Source organism: Geopseudomonas aromaticivorans (assembly GCF_019097855.1).
Classification (GTDB): domain Bacteria; phylum Pseudomonadota; class Gammaproteobacteria; order Pseudomonadales; family Pseudomonadaceae; genus Geopseudomonas; species Geopseudomonas aromaticivorans.
This window is the reverse complement of record NZ_JAHRGL010000080.1, coordinates 55,356-79,578: the sequence shown is the minus strand read 5'-3', so window position 1 is coordinate 79,578 and position 24,223 is coordinate 55,356. Positions and strand designations below refer to the sequence as shown.

The 24,223-nt window shown below is 65.7% G+C and carries 20 protein-coding genes and 1 pseudogene; 12 read left to right on the top strand and 9 right to left on the bottom strand.

What is annotated here, in order from left to right:
* Positions 1–2 precede the first annotated feature (2 nt).
* Positions 3–1,781 carry an ABC transporter ATP-binding protein/permease gene (locus tag KRX52_RS19955; protein ID WP_217683479.1) on the top strand — a complete coding sequence of 593 codons (1,779 nt, stop codon included), beginning with the start codon at positions 3–5 and terminating at the stop codon, positions 1,779–1,781.
* On the opposite strand, the gene KRX52_RS19950 is transcribed toward KRX52_RS19955, so the two are convergent.
* Entirely contained in the window at positions 1,767–2,858 is a 1,092-nt protein-coding gene (locus tag KRX52_RS19950) for a glycoside hydrolase family 5 protein (RefSeq protein WP_254797709.1), read from the bottom strand. The genes KRX52_RS19955 and KRX52_RS19950 overlap by 15 nt on opposite strands.
* A 123-nt stretch (positions 2,859–2,981) precedes the next feature.
* Positions 2,982–3,776 carry an SDR family NAD(P)-dependent oxidoreductase gene (locus KRX52_RS19945; RefSeq protein WP_217683477.1) on the bottom strand — a complete coding sequence of 265 codons (795 nt, stop codon included), beginning with the start codon at positions 3,774–3,776 and terminating at the stop codon, positions 2,982–2,984.
* A gap of 430 nt (positions 3,777–4,206) precedes the next feature.
* On the opposite strand from KRX52_RS19945, the gene ycaC reads away from it, so the two are divergent.
* Both ycaC and dadA read left to right on the top strand, forming a co-directional pair.
* Positions 4,207–4,833: an isochorismate family cysteine hydrolase YcaC gene (gene ycaC, locus KRX52_RS19940; protein WP_217683476.1), complete on the top strand. Its 627-nt coding sequence runs from the start codon at positions 4,207–4,209 to the stop codon at positions 4,831–4,833.
* A gap of 287 nt (positions 4,834–5,120) precedes the next feature.
* Entirely contained in the window at positions 5,121–6,419 is a 1,299-nt protein-coding gene (gene dadA / locus KRX52_RS19935) for a D-amino acid dehydrogenase (protein WP_217683475.1), read from the top strand.
* Between the two features lie 25 nt (positions 6,420–6,444).
* Here the strand turns inward: dadA and nhaA are convergent, their stop codons facing one another.
* A complete protein-coding gene (nhaA, locus tag KRX52_RS19930; protein ID WP_217683592.1) occupies positions 6,445–7,815 on the bottom strand; it encodes a Na+/H+ antiporter NhaA in 1,371 nt (456 codons plus the stop codon).
* 286 nt (positions 7,816–8,101) lie between these two features.
* Here nhaA and KRX52_RS19925 point away from each other — a divergent pair, with 286 nt between their 5' ends.
* Positions 8,102–8,353 (top strand): hypothetical protein, encoded by a 252-nt coding sequence (locus KRX52_RS19925; protein ID WP_217683474.1) that lies wholly within the window; start codon positions 8,102–8,104, stop codon positions 8,351–8,353.
* 260 nt (positions 8,354–8,613) lie between these two features.
* On the opposite strand, the gene scpC is transcribed toward KRX52_RS19925, so the two are convergent.
* Complete coding sequence (gene scpC, locus KRX52_RS19920; protein WP_217683473.1) at positions 8,614–10,110, bottom strand: succinyl-CoA:acetate CoA-transferase ScpC; 1,497 nt, start codon at positions 10,108–10,110, stop codon at positions 8,614–8,616.
* A 264-nt stretch (positions 10,111–10,374) separates the two neighbouring features.
* Positions 10,375–11,286, bottom strand: coding sequence for an AraC family transcriptional regulator (locus tag KRX52_RS19915; protein ID WP_217683472.1), 912 nt, complete (start codon positions 11,284–11,286; stop codon positions 10,375–10,377).
* A 103-nt stretch (positions 11,287–11,389) separates the two neighbouring features.
* Between KRX52_RS19915 and KRX52_RS19910 the strand changes: the two genes are divergently transcribed.
* The 5 genes and pseudogenes from KRX52_RS19910 to KRX52_RS19890 all read left to right on the top strand — a co-directional run bounded on the left by KRX52_RS19910 (position 11,390) and on the right by KRX52_RS19890 (position 15,826).
* Positions 11,390–11,950: a carboxymuconolactone decarboxylase family protein gene (locus KRX52_RS19910; protein ID WP_217683471.1), complete on the top strand. Its 561-nt coding sequence runs from the start codon at positions 11,390–11,392 to the stop codon at positions 11,948–11,950.
* Between the two features lie 33 nt (positions 11,951–11,983).
* Positions 11,984–13,051: an acyl-CoA dehydrogenase family protein gene (locus KRX52_RS19905; protein WP_217683470.1), complete on the top strand. Its 1,068-nt coding sequence runs from the start codon at positions 11,984–11,986 to the stop codon at positions 13,049–13,051.
* Positions 13,048–13,858, top strand: a pseudogene (locus tag KRX52_RS19900) (ABC transporter ATP-binding protein); the annotation flags it as partial. The gene KRX52_RS19905 and the pseudogene KRX52_RS19900, both read left to right, overlap by 4 nt.
* On the top strand, positions 13,851–15,059 hold the full coding sequence (locus KRX52_RS19895) for an ABC transporter substrate-binding protein (RefSeq protein WP_217683468.1): 1,209 nt from the start codon (positions 13,851–13,853) through the stop codon (positions 15,057–15,059). The pseudogene KRX52_RS19900 and the gene KRX52_RS19895, both read left to right, overlap by 8 nt.
* 5 nt (positions 15,060–15,064) lie before the next feature.
* Complete coding sequence (locus tag KRX52_RS19890; protein ID WP_217683591.1) at positions 15,065–15,826, top strand: ABC transporter permease; 762 nt, start codon at positions 15,065–15,067, stop codon at positions 15,824–15,826.
* Between the two features lie 64 nt (positions 15,827–15,890).
* Here KRX52_RS19890 and KRX52_RS19885 read toward each other — a convergent pair whose 3' ends face one another.
* The 4 genes from KRX52_RS19885 to ssuD all read right to left on the bottom strand — a co-directional run bounded on the left by KRX52_RS19885 (position 15,891) and on the right by ssuD (position 20,673).
* Positions 15,891–17,081 (bottom strand): trans-sulfuration enzyme family protein, encoded by a 1,191-nt coding sequence (locus tag KRX52_RS19885; protein WP_217683467.1) that lies wholly within the window; start codon positions 17,079–17,081, stop codon positions 15,891–15,893.
* A gap of 127 nt (positions 17,082–17,208) precedes the next feature.
* The gene (locus tag KRX52_RS19880) at positions 17,209–18,591 is read right to left on the bottom strand and encodes an FAD/NAD(P)-binding protein (RefSeq protein ID WP_217683466.1); all 1,383 of its coding nucleotides are present in this window, start codon (positions 18,589–18,591) and stop codon (positions 17,209–17,211) included.
* Positions 18,592–18,688: 97 nt separating this feature from the next.
* A complete protein-coding gene (locus KRX52_RS19875) occupies positions 18,689–19,540 on the bottom strand; it encodes an amidohydrolase family protein (protein WP_217683465.1) in 852 nt (283 codons plus the stop codon).
* Positions 19,537–20,673, bottom strand: coding sequence for an FMNH2-dependent alkanesulfonate monooxygenase (gene ssuD / locus KRX52_RS19870; protein ID WP_217683464.1), 1,137 nt, complete (start codon positions 20,671–20,673; stop codon positions 19,537–19,539). Before ssuD ends, KRX52_RS19875 begins: the two co-directional genes overlap by 4 nt.
* Positions 20,674–21,233: 560 nt before the next feature.
* On the opposite strand from ssuD, the gene epsC reads away from it, so the two are divergent.
* The 3 genes from epsC to KRX52_RS19855 all read left to right on the top strand — a co-directional run bounded on the left by epsC (position 21,234) and on the right by KRX52_RS19855 (position 24,222).
* Entirely contained in the window at positions 21,234–22,169 is a 936-nt protein-coding gene (epsC, locus tag KRX52_RS19865) for a serine O-acetyltransferase EpsC (RefSeq protein WP_217683463.1), read from the top strand.
* Positions 22,170–22,428: 259 nt separating this feature from the next.
* Positions 22,429–22,935, top strand: coding sequence for a DUF1993 domain-containing protein (locus KRX52_RS19860; RefSeq protein WP_217683462.1), 507 nt, complete (start codon positions 22,429–22,431; stop codon positions 22,933–22,935).
* A 69-nt stretch (positions 22,936–23,004) separates the two neighbouring features.
* Positions 23,005–24,222, top strand: coding sequence for a hypothetical protein (locus tag KRX52_RS19855; protein WP_217683461.1), 1,218 nt, complete (start codon positions 23,005–23,007; stop codon positions 24,220–24,222).
* Position 24,223: the final 1 nt, after the last annotated feature.

The window sequence follows — 24,223 nt, the reverse complement described above, 5'->3', positions numbered from 1 at the left end:
GCATGCGACCATCCAGCCCTCCTCCCGCCAAGACCGCCCCGCCCCTCTCCTGGCAGTTCATGCGCCTGACCAGCTCCTACTGGAACAGCGAGCGCAAGTGGACCATCCGTGGCGCGGCACTGCTGCTGATCCTGCTGACCGAAGCCCAGGTGGGGCTGGCGATCTGGATCAGCTACTGGAACCGCGAACTGTTCGACGCCCTTGAGGCGCGCTCGCTGCATGACCTGCTGGTGCTGGGGGCCACCTTCATGCTGATCTTCGTGCTGACCATGCTGGTCACCGCCGTGCATCTGCACGTCAAGCGCTGGCTGCAACTGGACTGGCGGCGCTGGCTGACCACCCGCCTGCTTGACTACTGGATGGCCCATGCCCGGCACTACCAACTGCAATTCACCAGCGGCGAACACGACAACCCAGACGGACGCATCGCCGAGGACATCCGCATCGCCACCGAGGCGGCGATCGGCCTTGTCCTCTCCCTGCTCTATTCGCTGCTGATCCTTGGCAGCTTCATCGACATCCTGCTCAGCGTGTCAGGCAGCCTGCCGATCCCTGGCACCAACCTCGAGGTGCCGGGCTACCTGGTCCTACTGGCCTTCCTCTACGCCGGTGGCGGTACCGTGCTCGGTCTGCTGCTGGGGCGTCCGCTGATCAAGGCCACCAACCGCCTGCAGACCGTGGAGGCCAACCTGCGCTTCGGCCTGGCCCGGGCCCGTGAGAACTCCGAGTCGATTGCCTTGATGCACGGCGAAGGCATCGAGCACCGCCAGGCGGATCAACTGTTCGCCGATGTCAGTCGCGGCTGGAACCGCCAGACCTTCGGCTACCTCGGCATCGTTTCCTTCTCCACCGGCTATGGCACGCTGCTGCCGGTCTTCCCCATCCTCATCGCCGCACCGCAGTTCATTGCCGGGGCCATGTCCCTCGGCATCCTCATGCAGGCGGCGCAGGCCTTCCAGAAACTCACTTCGGCGCTGTCCTGGCCGATCGACAATCTCGGCGAACTGGCCAAGTGCCGGGCCTCCGCAGACCGCGTCATCAGCCTGTACAACGACATGCTGTTGCTCGAGGAGCGGGCTTCCAATCCGGTGGAGCACCGCATCGACCTGCATACGAACAAAGGCGACGAGCTGGCCTTGCGCGGCCTGAGCCTGGCCAACCCGGATGGTCAGGTGTTGCTGGAAAATCTCGACCTGACGATCCAGCGCGGCGAGCGCGTACTGATTAGCGGTGACCCGACCCTGACCATCGCTCTGTTCAAGGCCGTTGCCGGGCTCTGGCCATGGGGGCATGGCGAAATCCTCCTGCCGGCCGGGCAAAGTATCGTGTTCCTGCCACAGCGCCCCTTCCTGCCGGACGGTACCCTGCAGGCGGCGCTCAGCTATCCGCACCCCTCCGGCCACTTCAGTGACGCCAAGATCCAGCATGCCCTGAGCTGCGCCGGGGTCGCCTGGCTCGCGCCACGGCTGGAGGAAAGCGACGACTGGGACCGGGTGTTGCCGCTACGTGCGCAGCAGCGGCTGGGCATCGCCCGGCTGCTGCTGCATCACCCGGCCTGGGTGTTCATCGAGGAGGCGACGGATGCCTTCGACGTGCAGGGCGAGGAATCCATGACCGAAGTGCTGCACCGCGAGCTGCAGGGCTCGACGCTGCTGACCATCAGCTTCCACAGCACCCTGGCGCACTTCTACACCCGCAAGCTGGTACTCGACCGCATCTGCGAGGACAAGTACCTGACCTGCTCACCCGAGCCTGCCCCCTGCGCCCTACGCGAACCGTGAAGGCAACCAGCCGCGCTCCACGCACTCGCGGAAGCACCAGGCCGGGGTAGTCTCGGTCTTGTAGCTCCAGAAGAACCAGCCCAGGTACTTCTCGTAGGTCGCCAGCTGGCCGGCGGCATAACCGCGGTAGGCCACCGACTCCTGGAACGCATCCATCTGCTCGAGGGCATGGTTGAACGGCCCTGCGGCCCACAGCGACACCACCTTCAGGTCCAGTCCCAGGCTCCACTCACCGCAGAAGGTCGGCAGCCCCAGCTCGGTGATGATGGCATCGGCTTCCTGCTTCCATTCGCCGGCGGCCTTGCGGATATGGCCGTAGATGTCCATGTCGATATCGCTGCGCTCGAAGCACTGGTAGCGGTGGATGTCGAAGATCACGTTGCTATATTGCGGCGCCTGCATGAAGCCCAGGTATTCGCGGAACGAACGGAAGCCGTCATGAAACACCACCGCCACCCGCTCGGCCGGGCAGTGCTTGCGGATACGCTCGTAGGCCGCCAGGTTATAGGCCTTGAGGTAGTCGGTAGGTACATCCCAGCGCGGCTCGTTGAGCACCTCGATGGCATGCAGTGCCGGGTGCGCACGGTAGCGCTCGGCCAGGCGTTCCAGCACGCTCAGGGAATGCTCCAGATACTCCGGCTTGGTGTGCCACTCGCACACGTCCTTGATACCGCCGTTGTCGAAGCCGTTCTGGCAGCCCGGTGCCGCGTGCAGGTCGAGCACCACCCGTAAGCCGAACTCCTGTGCCCAGTCCATGGCGCGGTCGAGTACCTCGATGCCGCCAGTGACGAAGGGATGGCGGTGCTCGCCGTAGCTGGGGTGATAAGGGTAGTCGGCACCGAAGATCCAATGCCCCAGCGGGATGCGGACTGCGTTGAGACCGCGCTCGGCGAGCCAGGCGAAATCCTCGCGAGTGATGAAGCTGTTCCAGTGTTGGCGCAGCTTGTCGCCTGCCGCCGCGCCCAGTTCAGCGCACCACGTGGTCTCATCGGTGGCCGCCATCCCTTCGAACAGGCTGGGGACCATCCACTTTTCCAGAACCAGCCAACTGCCCAGATTGACTCCGCGCAACTTCATGCCGGGCTGCTCCATGTTTCGCTCTCCTCTGCCGCCTGCGTCGGTGCCCTCGCGTGCACCTTTCCTATTTCAAATTAGCATAAGCGCCGATCCGGAGAAGGATTGACGCTCCAGCCAACCGGATCAGGCAATGCTTTCGACGATGCCACCCTCGACCCGCAGGGCCGCACCCGTGGTGGCGCTGGCTTGCGGCGAGGCGGCATAGACACAGAGGTTGGCGATCTCATCGGGATCGGCAAAGCGTTGCAGCAGGCTCGACGGACGATTTTCCTTGATGAACAGCGCCTCCATCTCCGTGGTCGATACGCCGCGCGCCTCGGCCATCGAAGCGAGGAAAGTCGCCACGCCCTCGGTGCGCGTCGGCCCCGGCAGGATGCTGTTGACCGTCACCCCGGTCCCCGCCAGCACCTTGGCCAGACCGCGCGAGACGCCCTGCAGCGCGGCCTTACTGACGCCGTAGTGCACCATCTCGGCCGGGATGTTCAGCGCCGACTCGCTGGAGATGAACTGGATCCGTCCCCAACCGCGCTCGCGCATGCCTTGGGCGTAATGGCGCGACAGGCGGATACCACTGAGCACGTTGACCTGGAACATCTCCTCCCACTGATCATCGTCGATCTCGAAGAAATCGCGCACGGCGTAGATGCCCAGGTTGTTGATCAGGATGTCCGCCTGCGGCTGAGCGGCGATCAGCTGCTTGCAACCCGCGGCAGTCGCCACATCGGCGAGCACGCCGCGAAACTTGCGGGCGGGCGCCGCATCGCGCAAACGGGCCAGCGCCGCATCCAGGCGCTCCTGATCGCGGCCGGTAATGACTACTGTGGCACCGGCGCGCGCGAGGCCCTTGGCAATGGCCAGGCCGATACCGCCGGTGGCACCGGTGACGATGGCTGTCTTGTCGGACAGATCGATGAACATGCAAAACTCCTTCATGTAGCAGAAAACAGAAAGTCTGCGGCACAGAATCACTGCGCCAAGGTGCAGCAGCCTAACCCGAGAGCATCCCTTCTGGGGAGTCACCTGCAGCGAACAGCACCTCCCCGCCGGTTCTGTTGGCACGTTGCCAGGCTAAACAGCGCGGCGCGACCGCCCGTTCTTTTTGATTACCTCTAGTGCAGCGGGCTGTCTATGCGTAGCAGCCTAACATTTCATTATGTTAAATAGCGCACGCAAGAAACACCCTCGCCGGGTGATGTGCTGCGCCCGCCGTCCCCGTATCGTGCGGCCATTTTCCCGCAAGCGCAGAACCGGGGCCGGCTACCCGCCGGGGCAAGGGTCTACGCTCAACCGATGCCAGCCCCTGTCAGCCACGGGGGCATTACTTTTATCGGAAGCGAGGAGAACCCAGATGGCTACCCCCTACAAGCGCCTCGACAAGAACCAGGCTGCCGTCCTGCTGGTCGACCACCAGGCTGGCCTGCTGTCCCTGGTCCGCGACATCGACCCCGACCGCTTCAAGAACAACGTGCTGGCCCTGGGCGACCTGGCCAAGTACTTCAACTTGCCGACCATCCTCACCACCAGCTTCGAGAGCGGCCCCAACGGCCCGCTGGTGCCCGAGCTCAGGGAGCAGTTCCCCGCGGCGCCCTATATCGCCCGCCCCGGCCAGATCAATGCCTGGGACAACGAGGACTTCGTTGCGGCGGTGAAAGCGACCGGCAGACAGCAGCTGATCATCGCCGGCGTGGTCACCGAAGTCTGCGTCGCCTTCCCTGCCCTGTCGGCCATTGCCGCGGGCTACGAGGTTTTCGTGGTCACCGACGCGTCCGGCACCTTCAATGAACTCACCCGGCATTCTGCCTGGGACCGCATGTCCGCGGCCGGCGCACAGCTGATGACCTGGTTCGGCGTCGCCTGCGAGCTGCACCGCGACTGGCGCAACGATGTCGAGGGCCTCGCGGCCTTGTTCTCCAACCACATCCCGGACTACCGCAACCTGATGACCAGCTACGCCACATTGGCCTCGAGCAAATGAGCGCGAGACCTACGACGTAGTGCGGTTTGCCGTCCGTTCCGAGCCACCCGCGCAGCCCCAGTTCATGCCTACAGGGCTGCGCGGAACTGCGACGTCATCGCCGCCGATTGCGGGTGATGTCGGCTTTCACAGCGCCGCTCCCTGGTGAGTGCCCCTCTGAAAATAGGTTTTGAGCCGAGAGTTATCGCCAAAGACGGCCCTGCAAACAGTGAATACCCCTACGCCCCTATTTCTATACTCAACCTTAGAGACGATGCATCCGCACCCGCCGGATGATGGAGGCAAGCATGCGAGTTCTGGTGCTGGGAAGCGGTGTGGTGGGCACTGCCAGTGCGTACTATCTGGCCCGCTCGGGTTTCGAGGTGGCGGTGGTCGACCGTCAGGATGGCGCTGCGCTGGAAACCAGCTATGCCAACGCCGGACAGGTCTCCCCCGGCTATGCCTCGCCCTGGGCCGCGCCGGGCATCCCGCTGAAAGCCTTGAAATGGCTGCTGCAGCGCCATGCCCCATTGGCGATCAGGCTCACCGCCGACCCCGCGCAGTACCTGTGGATGGCGCAGATGCTGCGCAACTGTACCGCCGCCCGCTATGCGATCAACAAGGAGCGCATGGTGCGTCTGGCCGAGTACAGTCGCGACTGCCTCGACGAGCTACGCGCCGAGACCGGTCTCAGCTACGAAGGGCGCCAGCTCGGCACCACCCAGCTGTTCCGCAGCCAGGCGCAGGTCGATGCCGCCGCCAGGGACATCAGCGTGCTGGCGCGTGCCGGAGTCCCCTATGAAGTGCTCGACCGTGCCGGCATCGTCCGCGTAGAGCCGGCGCTGGCGGCCGTCGCCGACAAGCTGGCCGGCGCCCTGCGCCTGCCCAACGACCAGACCGGCGACTGTTTTCTGTTCACCAATCACCTGGCGGAGATGTCCCGCACGCTGGGAGTCGAATTCCGCTTCGGCCAACGCATCGAGCGGCTGGAGCACGACGGCGCACGCATCCGTGGCGTCTGGGTCGACGGCCGGCTCGAAACCGCCGATCACTACGTGCTGGCGCTCGGCAGCTACTCCCCACAGCTGCTCAAGCCGCTGGGAATCCAGCTGCCGGTGTATCCGCTGAAGGGCTATTCGCTGACCGTGCCGATCACCAATGCGGACATGGCGCCGACCTCGACCATTCTCGACGAGACCTACAAGGTCGCCATTACCCGCTTCGACAAGCGGATTCGGGTCGGCGGCATGGCCGAGATCGCCGGCTTCGACCTGACGCTCGACCCGCGCCGGCGCGCGACCCTGGAAATGATCACTAACGACCTCTTTGCGCAGGGTGGTGACCTGGCACGCGCCGACTTCTGGACCGGCCTGCGCCCGGCGACCCCGGATGGCACGCCGATTGTCGGCGCTACCCGCTATCGCAACCTGTTTCTCAATACGGGTCACGGCACCCTGGGTTGGACCATGGCCTGCGGCTCCGGCCGCCTGCTTGCCGACCTGATGGCCGCGCGCCGCCCGCGGATCAACCCACAAGGCCTCGACATCGGCCGCTATGGCCGCGAACAGCGCACGCTCCGGCCTTCCCATCCGACCCCGGCCCACTGAGCGAGCGGCACCGGCAGGCTGACGGTCAGAGGGTGGTCGAGCCGGAACCCGCCCTCAAGCGCCGGGTGTACACAAGGCCCCAACTCAAGCCGATGATGGCGGCTATGGCCGATGCCATCAGCACCCCCAACTTGGCGGCGCTGAGCAAACTCTCGTTGGTAAACGCCAGGGTCGCGATAAAGATGGACATCGTGAAACCGATGCCCGCCAGCAGGCCAACCAGGCACACACCGGACCAGGTCACTTCAGGCGGCAGGCGGCACCAACCCAGGCGTACCACGCACCAGCTGGCCATGATCACGCCCAGGGGTTTGCCTACGACCAAGGCCAGCAAGACGCCCAGAATCACGCCCAGCGAGCCATCCGCCTGCAAGTCGATGCCATCCAGCCCTACCCCCGCATTCGCCAAGGCAAACAACGGCATGACCCCGTAGGCAACCCAGGGATGCAATGCCATCTGCACGCGAGTGACGGGGGGCAGCAGGTCGCGTTGAGCCTTGCGCAACGCCTTGAGCGATTGTACGAACTGGTCCACCCCCGCATGGGGAGTCGTCGAACGCTCGCACAGATCACTGACGGCACGACTCATCGCATCCAGCGGCCGCACCTGCGAACGCCCGGGTAAGACCGGGGTCATCAGCCCCAGCACGACGCCGGCCAGGGTCGGATGGGCACCAGTTTTCAGGAAACCCAGCCACAGCACGGCCCCGGGAATGATGTAGGCGTAAGCCGAACCTATGCCGATCCACTGGAGGGCGAGAACCATCAGGATGCCGATGCCGGCGACCAGCAATCCGGTTTGATCGAGCCCGCCGCTGTAGAACACCGCGATGATCAGCACCGCGATGATGTCATCGATGATGGCCAGCGCCAGCAGGAGAACACGCACGTTACTGGGGATGGAGCGGCCCAGGAGGGCGAGTACGCCAACGGCGAAGGCGATATCGGTGGCCGTTGGAACCGCCCAGCCTTGCCGCGGCACAGGATCGCCATTCAGCGCGAGATAAATCAGCGCGGGGACCATGACGCCACCGAGGGCGGCAACGATAGGCAGCGAGGCCAACTTCCAGCTGGACAGGGCTCCCTCGTGGATCTCGCGGCGAATCTCCATGCCCACGACCAGGAAGAATACGGTCATCAGAGCATCGTTGATCCAGAAGTGCAGAGACTGGGAAACGACGTAAGGGCCCAGGCCAAACGACAGTGGCGCATGCCACAACGCGTGGTAGCTCTCGGCGACAGATGAGTTGGCCCAGATCAGCGCCGCTGCCGCAGCTATCAGCAGCACGATGCCACTGACGGCCTCGATGTGCAGGAAGCGCTCTAGGGTCGAAAATGCTCGCTCAGCGATAAGCTGGGCGCGCGGGATTGCCTGGCGGGAAGAGTGTCGGTCCATGGTCATAGATCATCCGCGCAGGCGGCCCGACCTACGCATTGACCTGTTTCACTGCGACATGCAGTGCGAACACCCGTCACTACAATACAAAAAAGATGTTCCAGGAGACAAGCCAAAAGCCTGCAGCGGCTAATGCAGGACGGAGGTACCGACGGCTTTGCAAAACAGCCTTGTCAGGCAGTCTTGATTTTTATCTGTATGCATATACAGTACATCCAACACCGACGACTCATCCACTCGGCACAGACCGAACCTCACATCGATGCCAGCAAGAAGGAGCCCAACGATGTTTTTGTCGACGCTTGGTACTGCTCTCTCCCTGAGGAAGGCTACCCCCTACGACCTGAATGACTTCCTGTTCTCGCCCAGCGAACTGCAGCACAAGTACGAAACCCCGGTGCATCACAGCGAACACCCGCATTTCGACCGTGCCCTGTGGTTACGCGCAGTCAATGCCGGCGCCTGTGAGCTCGGCTACTGGCAGTGGGTCTTCGAACAGGTCCAGGCAGACGACGATACCTACCTGCTGCGCCACTGACACGCAGCTCTACCCTGCCAGCACACGAAATCGGCCAGGTCGGCTGAGCCCATCCCTGGGCTGGAGGGGGCATCTCCAGCCCAGACAGCACCCACCTGGCGGAATAGTGCGGACACCCTCCCCTCGGGCAGGCGGCCCCACCGCCCGAGCGGCCGGAACCCCGTCGCCGGGGAGCGCCCCAGCCAGATGTGCTGTGGAGCCACGCGCAATGTGCAGAGCCTCCCCCCGCAGACATCCCTGTCTATCGGAGTGAGGGGGAATCAATCGGCCGCCAGCATGTGCCCGCGCTTGTCCAGGTTGATGTGCCAGGACAGGGCCTCCTCCAGCAGGTGCGGAGTCTGGCCACCGCGCTCGCAAGCCGCTGCGAAGTAGCCGCTCAGGGCCTCGCGATAGGCCGGATGCACGCAGTTGTCGATGATGACCCGGGCCCGCTCGCGCGGCGCCAGGCCGCGCAGATCGGCCAGGCCCTGTTCGGTGACCAGGATGTCGACGTCGTGCTCGGTGTGGTCGACGTGGCTGACCATCGGCACCACGCTGGAGATGGCCCCGTCCTTGGCGATCGACTTGGTGACGAAGATCGCCAGTTGCGCGTTGCGGGCGAAGTCGCCGGAGCCGCCGATGCCGTTCATCATGTGCGTGCCGCCGACGTGGGTAGAGTTGACGTTGCCGTAAATGTCGAACTCCAGCGCGGTGTTGATGCCGATGATGCCGAGGCGACGGGCCACTTCCGGATGGTTGGAAATTTCCTGCGGACGCAGCACCAGACGCTCCTTGTATCGCTCGAAGTCACCGAAGACCTGGGCGCCGCGCGTCTCGGAGAGGACGATCGCGCTGCCCGAGGCAAAGTCCAGCTTGCCGGCGTCGAACAGTTCGAAAGTGGAGTCCTGCAGCACCTCGGAATACATGCTGAGGTTCTCGAACGGCGAGTCCACCAGGCCGGCCATCACCGCGTTGGCGATGGAGCCGACGCCGACTTGCAGGGGCCCCAGGTTGCGCGGCAGGCGGCCGTGTTCCACCTCGTTCGCGAAGAAACCGATCAGGTGGTTGGCGATGGCCTGGGTATCCGCATCCGCCGGCAACACCTTGGACGGAGAGTCGCTGTATTCGCTGATAACGATGGCGGCGATGCGCGCCGGATCGATCGGAATCGCCGTGTTGCCGATGCGCTGGTCCACGCTCACCAGCGGAATCGGTGGGCGCTCCGGGCGGTGCGGCGGGATGTAGATGTCGTGCAGGCCTTCCAGATTGCTGCCGTAGCGCAGGCTGATCTCGACGATCACCTGCTCGGCGAACTCCGCCAGGTTGGCCGAGTTTCCCACCGAGGCGCTCGGCACGATGTGGCCGTCCTCGGTGATGGCCACGGCCTCGATCACGGTGATATCCGGGCGCTTGAGCTGGTGGCTGCGCATCTGCTCGACGGTTTCCGACAGGTGCTGGTCGATGAACATCACCTCGCCGGCGTTGATCGCCTTGCGCAGCGCCGGGTCGGCCTGGAACGGCATGCGCCGCGCCAGCAGGCCGGATTCGGCCATGTGCTTGTCGAGACTGTTGCCGAGGCTGGCGCCGGTGACCAGGCTGATGCGCAGGGGCTCACGGCTGGCGCGCTCGACCAGCGCGAAGGGCACGGCCTTGGCATCGCCGGCGCAGGCGAAGCCGCTCATGCCGACGGTCATGCCGTCCTCGATCAGCGAAGCGGCTTCGGCCGCACTCATGACCTTGTCGTGAAGGGAAGCCAAGCGGATACGCTCTGTATGCATCGGGGACCTCAAGCTTTGTAATTATTAGAGAAAAGACTGCTCGGCATGCTAACCGGCTTCAACGCTTATACAAGCCTTCCTTGAAGAACCCCAATTAGACGAAAGACGAGCCCCAACGCCAGCCACATTGGCCCGGCCTGCGGACATCCTGGCGCGAAGCGGCCGCGGACTAGAGCGCCGCCACGAGGCGTGACAGGGCAATACCAATGCCGAGCGTAGCGCAACCTGGGGCGCCGAAACTGACCAACAGATCCAAACAGGCCACTAGCCACCCAGTCCGTTGCTGCGCCGATAGGCGCCCGGCGGCAGCCCGACCACCTTGTCGAAGGCGCGGGTGAACGCCGCCACCGACTGGTAGCCGACCGCCTCCGCCACCTCGGCCACCGCCTGGCCTTCCTTGAGTAACCGGCACGCCTCGCGCATGCGCAGGCCGAGCAGTACCTGCCCGGGCGTCTGCCCGGACAGCTCGTGGAAGCGCTTGGCGAAGGCGGCGCGCGACAGGCCGACGCAGGCGGCCATCTGCTCCAGCGTCCAGGTCTCGGCCGGTGCGGCGATCAGCCGCTCCAGCAGCGCGGCGAACGCTGGTTGGCGGGCCAGGGCCAGCAGACCGCGCAGCTCACCGCTGGTCGTGCCGTGCTGGCGCAGCACATAGAGGAACAGCAGCTGACTGAGCCGCTCGAGCACGCCGGCCGACGGTCCCTGCGGGCGCGCGCACTCGGCGAGGATCAGCTCGAACAGGCTGCGCGCCGCACTCAGCGCCGGATCGCCAGCGCGCAGCAGCAGGCAGGTCGGCAGCGAATCGACGATCAGTTCGCTGAGCCCCGGCTGGAAATGGAAGAAGCCACAGACCAGACCGACGCCCTCCTCCGCGCCCAGCTCCAGCGCCTGCATCTGACCCCGCGGCGCCGCGCAGGCTGCTGCGCTGCTGGCCTCGCCGGACAACCGGTACGGCACGTCGCGCAGGATGAACAGCGCATCGCCGGCTTCCAGCGCCTGCGGCGCCTGGCCGTCGACATGCAGCCAGCAACGACCCTGCACCAGCAGGTGGAAACTGGCCCGCGCCAGTCCCTGGGTGCTGGCATGCCAGCCGCCGCAGTAGCGGCCGACATGGAACAGGCTGGCATCCAGCTCCAGGCTCTCTAATAACCACTCGATAGGAGACATGGACGAATTCATCTAATCGAAAGACTCCTGAACAAGTGATTAGGATTCTAGAATATGGAACTGTTTTTTTATAACCAACAGAATTCCAACACATTTTCTGTCAGGAGTCCTGTCCATGTCCCGCGTCACCCTGCACACCCTGGAAAGCGCCCCCGCCGAAGCGCGTCCGTTCCTCGAGAACGCCCTGAACAACTCCGGCTTCGTCCCCAACCTGCTGGCGGTGCTGGCCAACGCGCCGGCGGCGCTGGAGACCTACGTCACCGTTTCCGCCCTCAACGGCAAGGCCAGCCTCGGCCTGGCCGAGCGCGAGGTGATCCAGCTGATCGCCGCCACCACCCATGGTTGCACTTTCTGCGTTGCCGGCCATACCGCCGTGGCCACCAACAAGGCCAAGCTGCCGGCCGAAGTGATCGAGGCGCTGCGCGCCCGTGGCGAACTGCCGGATGCGCGCTACGAGGCACTGGCCGAGTTCACCCGCCAGGTGATCGCCACCCGCGGCAACGTCGCCGAGGGCAATTACGCCGCCTTCCGCGACGCCGGCTTCAGCGAGGGCCAGGCGCTGGAAGTGATCCTCGGCGTCAGCCTGGCGACCCTGTGCAACTTCGCCAACAGCTTTGCCCGCACCCCGCTCAACCCCGAGCTGGGCCGCTACCGCTGGGAAGCCGTCGGCGCCTGAATACCACGTCCATCTGCCCGGGAGAGAACGACCATGCTGGATAGCAACCTGAGCCACTGGCTCGAAGCCGAAGCGGACGCCCTGGATCGCGGTCTGCGCGAAGCCGATGACGTCCTGCCGCAGCTGGCCAGTGCCGGCGTGCTCGGCCTAGGCGTGGACGAGCAGTACGGCGGTGCCGGTGGCGACACCTGTGCAGCCGTGGAGGCCATTGCCGCCGTTGCCGGCCACTCGCTGACCGCCGCCTTCGTGCTGTGGGGCCAACGCACCTTCATCGAATACCTGCTGCATACCGACAACGCCACCCTGCGCGAGCGACTGCTCGGCGACCTGCTGAGCGGTGAAGTGGCCGGCGCCACCGGCCTGTCGAATGCCATGAAGTACCTGTCGGGCATCGAGGAGCTGGGCGTGCGCGCCGCGCCGACCGCCGCCGGCTGGCAACTGGACGGTCGTCTGCCGTGGGTCACCAACCTGCGCAAGCGCGGCTTCGTGGTCGCCGCGGCGGTCGAGCTGTCGGGCGCCGCGCCGTTCATTGCCGCCATCCCCGACGATCTGCCCGGCCTCACCCGCAGCGAGGATCTGCAGCTGCTCGGCCTGCAATCGAGCAATACCGCGGCGCTGCAGCTCGACGCCCTGCAGCTGCAGCACGACTGGCTGCTGGCCGGCGACGCCCGGCAGTACCTGCCGCGCGTGCGCCCCGGCTTCCTGGGTCTGCAGTGTGGAATGACCATCGGCCTGACCCGCCGCTGCCTGCAGGAGGTCGAACGCCACCTGGCCGGCAGCCGCTCGGTGCTGGAGGCGGAATGGCGTGAGCTGTGCGCGCAGCTCGAACAGTGCGCTGCCGAACTCAAGCATGGCCTGTGCGCCGGACGCTTCCAGAGCGAACCGGCCAGCATGTTCCATCTGCGTATCGCCCTGGCCGAGCTGGCCGGACAGGCAGTGCAGCTGGAGCTGCAGGCCAGCGGCGGCAAGGCCTACCTGCAACAGTACGGCGCCGGCTTCGCCCGCCGCCTGCGCGAGTCGGCCTTCGTGCCCATCGTCACCCCCAGCCTGGTGCAGCTGCGCGGCGAACTGCAGCGCCAGGCGGCGGGAGCCGACGCATGAATACACCGGTGCTGCAGGCCAGCAGCATCGCCCTCGGCTATCGACAACCCGAGGGACTGCGCCGGATTCTGGAGAACTTCGACCTGCGCCTGCAACCGGGCGAGATCGTCACCCTCCTCGGCCCCAGCGGCGTCGGCAAGTCCAGCCTGCTGCGCGTGCTGGCCGGTCTGCAGGCGCCACTGGAAGGCGAGGTGCGCCTGTTCGGCGAGGCGCTCGCCGGCCCGCACCCGCGTGTAGCGGTGGCCTTCCAGGACCCGTCGCTGCTGCCCTGGCTGAACCTCGAGCACAACGTCGCCTTCGGCTTGGACTTCAAGCACCAGCCTAAGCGCGGCGCTGCCGAGCGCGATGCCCTTGTCGACCAAGCCATCGCCGCGGTGGGCCTGCAGCAGGCCCGCGGCCGCTACCCGGCGGAGCTCTCCGGCGGCATGGCCCAGCGCACCGCACTGGCCCGCTGCCTGGCGCGCGAGCCGCACGTGCTGCTGCTTGACGAACCCTTCGGAGCGCTGGACGAGGTGACCCGCGCCGACATGCAGCAACTGCTGCTCAGGATCGTCCGCGAGCGACAGACCGCCGCGGTGCTGATCACCCACGACATCGATGAGGCCCTGCTACTTTCCGAGCGCATCCTGCTACTGGGCGGAACCCCAGCGCACGCCCTCGGCGAGTGGCACGTCGACCTGCCGCAGCCCCGCGAGGAGCTGGTCGACGAGCTTGGCCAGTTGCGCATCGACATTCTCAAAACCCTACGGCGGGCAAGCCGCAGCCACGATTCCCATACCCGATCCGCTGGAGACTTGCCATGTGCCACGACTGCAACGACCCCATTCACTCGCGCCGCGACTTCCTCAAGCTGAGCAGCCTGCTTGGCGCCGGGGCGGCCCTCCTGCCGCTGCTGACCAGTCTGCAGGCGCGCGCCGCCGCCGAACCGGACGCCCCGGTGCGTATCGGCTACCTGCCGATCACCGACGCCACGCCGCTGCTGGTGGCGCACAACAACGGCCTGTTCGAGGCCGAAGGCATCCAGTCCGAGCGCCCGGTGCTGCTGCGTAGCTGGGCGCAGGTGATCGAGGCGTTCATCTCCGGGCAGGTCAACGTCATCCACCTGCTGTCGCCGATGACCGTATGGGCGCGCTTCGCCAGCAAGGTGCCGGCCAAGGTGGTGGCCTGGAACCACGTCGGCGGCTCCGGGCTGACCGTCGCCCCCGGCATCAGCGAGGTCAAGCAACTGGGCGGCCAGTCGGTGGCCATCCCGTTCTGGTACTCGATCCACAACGTGGTGGTGCAGCAGGTGTTCCGCGACAGCGGCCTGACTCCGGTGAGCAAGCCGGCGGGCAGCGCCATCGCCGCCAACGAGGTCAACCTTGTCGTGCTGCCGCCCTCGGACATGCCGCCGGCGCTGGCGACCAAGCGCATCGCCGGCTACATCGTCGCCGAGCCGTTCAACGCCCTGGCCGAGAATCTCCAGGTCGGCCGCATCCAGCGCTTCACCGGCGACGTGTGGCGCAACCACGCCTGCTGCGTGGTGTTCATGCACGAGCACGACCTGAACAACCGCCCGGAGTGGTCGCAGAAGGTGGTCAACGCCATCGTCAAGGCCCAGCTGTGGACCCGCGAGCATCGCGCGGAAGCCGCGCAGCTGCTGTCCAAGGACGGCGCCAACCGCTACACCCCGCACGCCCCCGAGGTGCTGCGCCGGGTGCTGGCCCCGGAGGCCGCCGAGCGCGCCCAGTACCTGGCCAGCGGCGCCATCCAGCATCAGGCGTGGGACGACCGGCGCATCGACTTCCAGCCCTACCCGTTCCCCAGCTACACCGAGGAACTGGTGCGCAGGCTCAAGGACACCGTGATCGAGGGCGACAAGGGCTTCCTCGCCAGTCTCGACCCGCAACAGGCCGCCCGCGAGCTGGTCGACGACCGCTTCGTGCGCAACAGCCTGGCGGCGGTGGGCGGGCTCAAGGCCTTCGGTCTGCCCGACAGCTTTGACAGAACCGAGGAGATCCGCGTTTGAATGCTGTGAAGAACCACGGCTGGTCCTGGCTGCTCGGCCTGGGCGGGCTGTTCCTGCTGCTGGGCCTGTGGTGGCTGGGCGTGGCGCTGTTCGGCTCGGGCTCTGGCCTGGCGGCGCTGTTCTCGCCGCAGGCCACCTTTGTCAGCCTGATCGAGCTGCTCGGTCGCGGCGAACTGTACGAGCACATCCGCGTCAGCCTGCAGCGCATCCTGGTCGGCCTGTCGCTGGCGCTGCTGGTCGGCGTACCGCTGGGCCTGCTGATCGGTGCCTCGCGCCAGCTGGAGTGGGCAACCACTCCGGCCTTCCAGTTCCTGCGGATGATCTCGCCGCTGTCGTGGATGCCGGTGGTGGTGATGCTGATGGGCGTCGGCGACCGGCCGATCTACTTCCTGCTGGCCTTCGCCGCGGTGTGGCCGATCCTGCTCAACACCGCCGCCGGGGTGAAGAGCCTCGACCAGCGCTGGCTGCAGCTGACCCGCAGCCTCAGCGCCACGCGCTGGGAAACCCTCTCGCGGGTGATCCTGCCGGGGGTGCTCGGTCACGTGCTGACCGGCGTGCGCCTGGCCATCGGCATTCTGTGGATCGTGCTGGTACCCTGCGAGATGCTCGGCGTCAGCGCCGGCCTGGGCTACTACATCCTCGACACCCGCGACCGCCTGGCCTATTCGGAGCTGATGGCCATGGTGCTGCTGATCGGCGTGCTCGGCTTCTGCCTGGACGCCGCCGCGCGGGCGCTGTACCGGCGCTGGAGTCACGCGCCGGGATGATGTTTGCTCGATAACAACAACGCGGCCTCTGAATAGAGGCCGCGTTCGTTTTGGTCCGCCCGAATCAGAGCCGATCCAGCGCCTGCATGAAGTCGGCGACTATGTCCGCCGCCTCCTCGATGCCCACCGAGACACGCACGGTGCCGTCGTGGATGTCCAGGCTGGCCAGGGTTTCCGGCGCCAGCGCACGGTGCGAAGTCTTGCCGGGATGGCTGATGCTGGTCGCCACTCCGGCCAGCGACGGAGCGAACACCGCCAGCTCGAGGCTCTGGATCAGCCGGTCGACCTCGGCCAGCCCACCCTTGAGGGTGAAGCTGAGCATCCCCGAGTTGCCGTTGCGGAACAGCCGCTGCGCCAGCGCGTGGTCCGGATGCGAGGCCAGCCCCGGGTAGTAGACCCGCGCCACCTTGGGATGGGCTTCGAGGGCCTCGGCCAGCGCCTGAGCGTTGCGCGAGTGGGCCTGCATGCGCAGGGCCAGGGTCTTGGCGCCGCGGAAGGTCAGCCAGGCCTCGAACGGACTGGCGCTGCCGCCGGCGTTGATCTGGAAGCGCCGCGCCTGCGCCACCCACTCGGTATCGCCGGCGAGGATACCGCCGGTGGCATCGCTGTGGCCGTTGAGATACTTGGTGGTGCTGTGCAGCACCAGGTCGGCGCCGTCGGCCAGCGGGCGATACAGCGCCGGCGACAGGAAGGTGTTGTCGACCACCAGCTTGAGGCCGCGGCGCCTGGCCAGCGCGGCGAGCGCCGGGATGTCGCTGACTCGCACCAGCGGGTTGGACGCGGTTTCCGTGTAGATCAGTCGGGTCTGCGGGGTGATCGCCGCCTCGACCGCAGCCAGGTCGCCGATGTCGACCAGCGTGGAAGCGATGCCGAAGCGGCCCAGCTCCTTCTCGATAAGGCTCTGGGTGGTGCCGTACAGCTCGCGGCTGGCGATCAGGTGGTCGCCGGCACTCAGCACGCCCTGCAGCGCCGCGCTGATCGCCGCCATCCCCGAGGCGCAGAACAGCGCGTCTTCCCCCCCTTCCAGATCGCGAATCAGCGCCTCCAGCGCCGCCGGGTTGGGGTTGCCGATGCGCGTGTACATGAAGTTGTCGGGGTTGCCGGCGAGGAAGTCGTCGACCTGCGCCAAGGATTCGTAGACGAACACCGAGGTCTGGTAGATCGGCAGGGTCTTGGCGTGGGTGACCATGTGCCGGTCGACGTCGTTGCCGCTGTGCACGGCGCGGGTGGCAAAACCGGGGGTAGGTTCGGACATGGCGGGATTCCGGGGACAAGGGCCGACAGGTGCGCAGGCTGTCTGATACTGGCTTTTGTCTGGCAGTCAGCGAGACAACGGCAGCGGGGAAACCAAGAGCATAACCCCGCCGCCATCTACAGTTCACTCACATCTGTTGCAATCGCAACGCCAGATTCAGGGCATGTCGGCGTAATTCAGGCACTGCTATGGCCTCCCAAAGTCCAGCCTTCAGCATTGGTCCGATGTAGCTCACCCGTGTCGAAACCTCACCGCCACGGCTCTTGATCGCCAGACTCTCATCAACTTCAAGGCCGAGACCGTGCGCATCTGGGCAGACGATACCCTCCTCGCGTAGCTGGCTCACTAGCGGATCGCGTATGCGCATCAGGTTGAGGTTTGGCCCCGTGCAGTTGATGACACGTGCAACATTCAAGCGCGTCGTGTCGCTGGCACCACGCAGCCGTACATCAATGCTCACGCCATCACCCTGCGGCTGCACATTGAGCAGACGCCCCGCCATGGGCCTGAGCAGCCCATCCGCCAACGCCTGCCGGAATCGCTGGTGCGATTCCGGAGCGACGCGGTGACGATGCACATCCCAATAGGGCTGGACATGGCGCAGGAAGCGCCGACGCTCCTCTGCGGGCAAACGCTGCCACAACAGCGGTGTGATCGGGCGCAGGGCGGCGAATACATCACGCCAGTTACCGCCATCGCGGGCACAGGCATCGACCTCCCGGCGAATGTGTCGGGTCAAGGCACGCGTACTCGGTGGTACCTGCAATATCCGCTCGCGAAGACCCGCGGTCAGGTTGGTCTCGTCTCGCTGCTGGCGATGGGCCAACGGCATTAAACCGCGGCGCGACAACATGAAAATCTTGCCCCGATGCTGCCGGTGCAACTGCTCCAGCAGCATGTCCAACGCCGTCAGCCCCGATCCCACCAGCAACACGGGGGCATCGTCGGGCAGGTCAGCCAGGGCATCGCCCTGCCAGGGATCAGCGCAATAACGCGCAGTTCCCAAATTGGAGACGGACAAGCCGGGCGGGTCTATCGGGGCGAAATGACCGAAAGCCAACACCACATGGTCGGCTTGTATTGCCTCTGCACCGGCCAGCTCGACAGTCACCCCGTGCGCAGCTGGATGAACTGCTCGAACCTCGGCGACGCGCTGCTGCAACTCCACCCCGGAAGCCGCACCGCGCGCCGCATGCTGCACAAGTTCCGCAAGATAATCCCCATACAGGCGACGTGAGATAAATGCCTCACCCGACGTATCGGCCATTTGCCGCTGACAGAAGTGCAGGAAATCATCCGGCTCATCAGCCAGCGCACTCATATTGCCTGCCGGAACATTGAGCCAGTGCTGCGAGCCAGGCGTGCCATAGGCCAAGCCCCGTGCCATGCTGGCGGAGCGGTTGACCAGGACAAGCCGTACGCCTTCGTCGCTCTCAGGACAATGGCGCAGAAACTGGACAGCCAGCGCTGCGCCGCTAAACCCCCCGCCAACAATCACCAAGGTTTTCATCGAGTATCTCGAGCTGTTCCATGTACGGCCGGGCCAGCAGATCGGCCCAGCCTTAGCCGGCTGCCGCTCACCCACCGCGGCGGCCTCTTCAACCTTATCAGGTCGGCAAGCCGAACAGCCGCGCCGCATTGCCGCAGAGCAGCTTGTCCAGCACGCTTTCCTTGAAACCGAGGGCGAGGAAATCGTCGATCGACTGGCCGATCGGCCGGAACGGGTAGGACGAGCCGAACAGCAGCTGCTCGCCGAGGAAGCCGTTGGCTGCCTGGACGAAAGCCGCGCTGCCGGGCAGGAACAGGTACATGTCCGGCACGGCGAGGATGTTCTCGTAGCGGAAGGCCACGCCGAGCAGCTGATCCACGTTCGGCCAGTAGCCGTGGTAGCAGACGATCCGCAACGTCGGGAACGCCCGCGCGATCTTCGCCAGCCGGCCCGGATCATTGAACGCCGGGTCCGGGGTGGTCGGCCCGCTCATCAAAAACAGCGGGATGCCGCGCGCCGCCAGGTGCTCGTAGATCGGCCAGTACAGCGGATCGTCGGGATGGCGCGCCGGCTCACCAAAGCCCGGCTCCAGATCGATGCCGGACAGGCCCAGGCGGTCGATGGCGCGGTCGATCTCGGCGATGGCGCCCTCCACCCCCTGCAGCGCCGGGTCGATGCCGGCGATGCCGAGCAGTTCCTCGTGGCCGTGGACGATCTCGTGGATGAAGTCGTTGGGCAGATGCTGGCTCGGCGTGTGGCGGCCGACCACCACCGCGCGGCTCAGCCCGGCATCGCGCACCTCGGCGAGGAAGCCTTCGGCGGTCAGCGAGCGGGCGAAGTGCTCGTCGCTGCCACGGGTGCCGACCCGGCGGTTGAGCCAGCGCGCGGCGGCGTAACCAGGCGAACCCGGGTTGGCGCCGAAGAAGTCGTGCAGGTAGGCCGGGCGGCAGCGCATGTCGATGACTTTCATGCCGCAGCCTCGTCCTTCCTGGTTGCGCGCACGTCGAAGGCGCCGCCGGTCAGCTCCTCCTCGACGGTCACCGCCTGCTTGCCCGGCAGCAGCGGGAACACCAGCTCGGCGAAGCGGATCGACTCCTCCAGGTGCGGGTAGCCGGACAGCACGAAGCTGTCGACGCCCAGATCGACGTACTCCAGCAAGCGCGCCGCGACGGTCTGCGGATCACCGACCAGCGCGGTGCCGGCACCGCCGCGCACCAGGCCGACGCCGGCCCACAGGTTGGGGCTGACTTCCAGCTGGTCGCGCCGCCCGCCGTGCAGCGCGGCCATGCGCCGCTGACCCTCGGAATCCATCTTCGCGTAGTTGTCCTGGGCCTTGGCGATGGTCTCGTCGTCCAGATGGCTGATCAGCTTCTCGGCCGCGGCCCAGGCCTCCTCGTTGGTCTCGCGCACGATCACGTGCAGGCGCACGCCGAAGCGCACAGTGCGGTTGTACTTCTTCGCCCGCTCGCGCACATCGGCGATCTTCTCGGCCACCGCCGCTGGCGGCTCGCCCCAGGTCAGGTAGGCGTCGACGTGCTTGGCCGCCAGCTCGTGGGCCGCCTTTGATGAGCCGCCGAAGTACAGCGGCGGATAGGGCTTCTGCACCGGCGGGAAGAAGTTCTTCGCGCCCTTGACGTTGACGTGCCTGCCTTCGAAATCGACGGTCTTGCCCTGCAGCAGGTCGCGCCAGACGCTTAGAAACTCATCCGCTGCCTCGTAGCGCTCGTCGTGATTGAGGTAGACGCCTTCGGCAGCCAGCTCGGCAGCATCGCCGCCAGGCACCACGTTGAGCAGCAGACGACCCTTCAGCGCCTGGTCGAGGGTGGCGGCCTGGCGGGCGTTGGCAGTCGGGCCGCTGACCGAGGTGCGCAGCGCCACCAGTAGCTTGATGCGGCTGGTCACCGGCACCAGGCTGGCGGCGGTGACCCAGGGATCGAGGCAGCTCGAACCGGTGGGGATCAGCAGGCCGTCGTAGCCCAGGCTCTCGGCGGTCACCGCGATCTGCCGCAGGTACTCGTTGGTCGCCGGGCGGCCGGAGGAAGATTTGCCGAGATAGCGGGTATCGCCGGAAGTCGGAAGGAACCAGAAAATGTCCAGGCTCATGGATGCATGCCTCAAGAAGAAAGTGGGATGGCCTCGGCGGTCCCGGTGGGACCGCGGTCATCGCAAGGCGCGCAGCAGCGGCAGTGCTGGCGGATATTCAGGCGAGTGCTCTGCGGCGCTCTGTACTGCAGCCAGAGCAAGGCGCGTACCAAAGCGATCATGCGCAATGAAAAGTACGAGTAATGCGCCGTTTGCGCCGGCATCCTTGGCCAACATCGCATTATGGCGAGTGGCGATTGCCACTCCCGGCCAGGCGCTCGGAGCGTGGCCGCGGCCCTGGCTGTGCGCATTTCAGCAAACTGTTGATCTGCTGTTGTTCTGGCAACAGTTGCTTCAACAACAGCAACGGCAAACGCTCGTTCGCGCCAGCCCGTGCCGCTGCCAAGGCCGACGGCGGTCGAATGCTCAAGGTGCCCGCAGGTTTCGAGGGGGATTACGACCGGCGACAGGGCGGCCGGCCAGTTTGTGGCCTACCATGGCTGCAGGACAGAGTCAAGGAGAGGGATGGTCAGACGGTTCCCATCTTGCGCGGGAACAAAAGATACTTGTGGAGGAAAAAGATGGCCGATCAGAGCCTGAAGCTGGCGGTTTTGCATCAAAACGGCTGGCAGTTGGAAAACATTGTCGACAGGTTGCGTGCTGCCCGCAGCGACTGGATGGCCCTGCATGGCCGAAGCTGCGAGCCAGACGAGCGCGAACTGCCATCGCGCAAGATCATGGGCGAGGTGGTCGAAGCTTTGTCGGGCGCCTTGTTTCCCATGCTGCTGGGGCCTGCCGACCTGCGCCTGGAAAGCGAAGACTTCTACGTCGGGCATACCCTCGACGCGGCGCTCAACACCCTCCTGCAACAGATCTGCCTGGAGCTGGGCCATGGTTTGCGACCGAGCCTGGAGATCGAGCGACAGGCCCGCAGCATCGTGCAGGACTTCGCCCTGACCCTGCCGCAGTTGCGCCGACTGCTGGACGACGACGTGATGGCGGCCTTTCGCGGCGACCCGGCGGCGCGCAGCGTCGACGAGGTGCTGCTGTGCTATCCCGGCATCGTGGCCATCATCCACCACCGCATCGCCCATCACCTGTACAACGCCGGCCTGCCGCTGATGGCGCGGATGACTTCCGAGCTGGCGCATTCGGCCACCGGCATCGACATCCACCCCGGCGCGCGAATCGGCTCGAGCTTCTTCATCGACCACGGCACCGGCGTGGTGATCGGCGAGACGGCGATCATCGGCGACCGGGTACGCATCTACCAGGCGGTCACGCTTGGCGCCAAGCGCTTCGACGCGGATGACACCGGCCAGTTGGTCAAGGGTCAGCCGCGCCACCCGATTGTTGAAGACGACGTGGTGATCTACGCTGGGGCGACCATCCTCGGGCGCATCACCATAGGCGCCGGCTCCAGTATCGGTGGCAACGTGTGGCTGACCCGCAGCGTACCGCCGGGCAGCAACATCACCCAGGCAAACCTGCAAAACCAGGCGGGCAAACTGGGATAGTCACGCGCGACGAACCTCACGGCCTCGCGTCGTCAACTCAGCGCCAGGGGCAGGCGAAACGCCTGCCCTCGGGGCTCACGGTACACGCCATCACAGCATCAGCTTTTTCCGGCTCATGCCAGCCACCACACATGCACCCCTGCAAGTCCAGCCACCACTGCAACTGACCGGTAGCACGCCATCAGCTATCTTGAAGCGGTCGATGCCGAGCAATTCGGTGTTCCTGCCACCAGTGTCCCTCCCGCTCAGGAGCTAGCACATGTCTCTCTCCCTGTACCAAGCCTCCATCCCTCTGCTCATCCGCGGCCTGGAGAACCTCGCGGCCATCCTGCAGAAGGCCGCCAGCCATGCCGAGGCGCAGCAGATCGCGCCGGAGGTCTTCCTCAACGCCCGCCTCGCACCCGACATGTTCCCGTTGCTGCGCCAGGTACAGATCGTTTCCGACACTGCCAAGGGCTGCGCCGCGCGACTGGCCGGCATCGAGGTGCCGAGTTATCCGGACATCGAAACCAGCTTTGCCGAATTGCAGGAGCGCATCGCCCAGACCGCGACCTTCCTGAAAGGCATCACGCCGGCGCAGGTCGACGGCAGCGAGGAGCGTCCGATCACCCTGAAGATGCACAGCCAGGAAGTTCACTTCACCGGGCAGGCCTATCTGCTCGACTTCGCCCTGCCCAATTTCTATTTTCACCTGACCACCGCCTACGGCATCCTGCGCCATAACGGGGTGGCAATCGGCAAGAAGGATTATCTGGGCGAGGCTTGAGCCCGTTTCCGGGCGGCCGAGTGAGCCTGCCAGCAAGAACCTCGACGTCGCCATGGCATGGGAGCCGGAATGAAACCATTAGCTGATCACCCGACATCACCTGAAAAACTCATCAGCGATCCGGCTGATTTCTCGCTAGTGCTGGGCGGCCCGCTATACCAGCTGCTCCGTCGCTCGCGGCTGTCCGGCGATGCACTCGAGCTGGTGCGCAAACGCATCGTCGTCATTGCCCTGCTGGCCTGGCTGCCGTTGCTGCTGCTCTCTGCGCTCGAGGGGCAACTGCTGGACGGCGGGGTGGCCATCCCCTTTCTGATGGACTTCGATGTGCATATCCGCTTCCTGGTGGCGATGCCGTTGCTGATCGGCGCCGAGCTGATCGTCCACCAGCGCATCCGTCCGGTGGTCGGGCAGTTCCTCGACCGCCGGCTGGTCCCGGAAGCTGCGCGGGCGCGATTCGAGGCCGCGGTCGCCTCGACCATGCGTTTGCGCAACTCGGTGACCGCCGAGGTGCTGCTCATCGCGTTCGTCTACGGGTTTGGCGTGCTGGTAGTGTGGCGCAACGCCGCCGTCCTCGACACCGCCACCTGGTACACGGTGCCGACCGATTCGGGATTCGACCTGTCGCTGGCCGGGATCTGGTACGGCTACGTGAGCGTACCGATCTTCCAGTTCCTGCTGCTCCGCTGGTTCTTCCGCACGCTCATCTGGATGCGCTTTCTCTGGCAGGTGTCGCGCATCGAGCTGAACCTGGTGCCCACCCATCCGGACCGGGTCGGCGGCCTGGGCTTCCTGGCCAACTCGGCCTACGCGTTCATGCCGCTGGCCCTGGCCTACGGCGCCCTGCTGGCCGGCATGCTGGCCAACCGGATCTTCTACGTCGGCGCCACGCTGCCCGAGTTCAAGGCCGAGATCGCCATGGTGGTGATCTTCGTCGAGTGCCTGGTGCTGGCCCCGCTCTTCGTGTTCTCGACGCAACTGGCCAACGCCAAGCGCATCGGCCTACGCGAATACGGCGGTCTGGCAATGACTTACGTGCGCGAGTTCGACAGCAAATGGCTGCGCGGTGGTGCCCCGGCCGATGAGCCGCTGGTGGGCAGCGGCGATATCCAGTCGCTGGCCGATCTCGGCAACAGCTTCGCGGTGGTGCAGGAGATGCGCCTCGCCCCGGTCACGAGGGATGTCGTCCTCCGCCTGTCAATTGCGACGCTGTTGCCGGTGGTACCGCTACTGCTGACCATCATGCCGCTCGAAGAGTTGCTGAACAAACTGGCGGGCATAATTCTCTAGC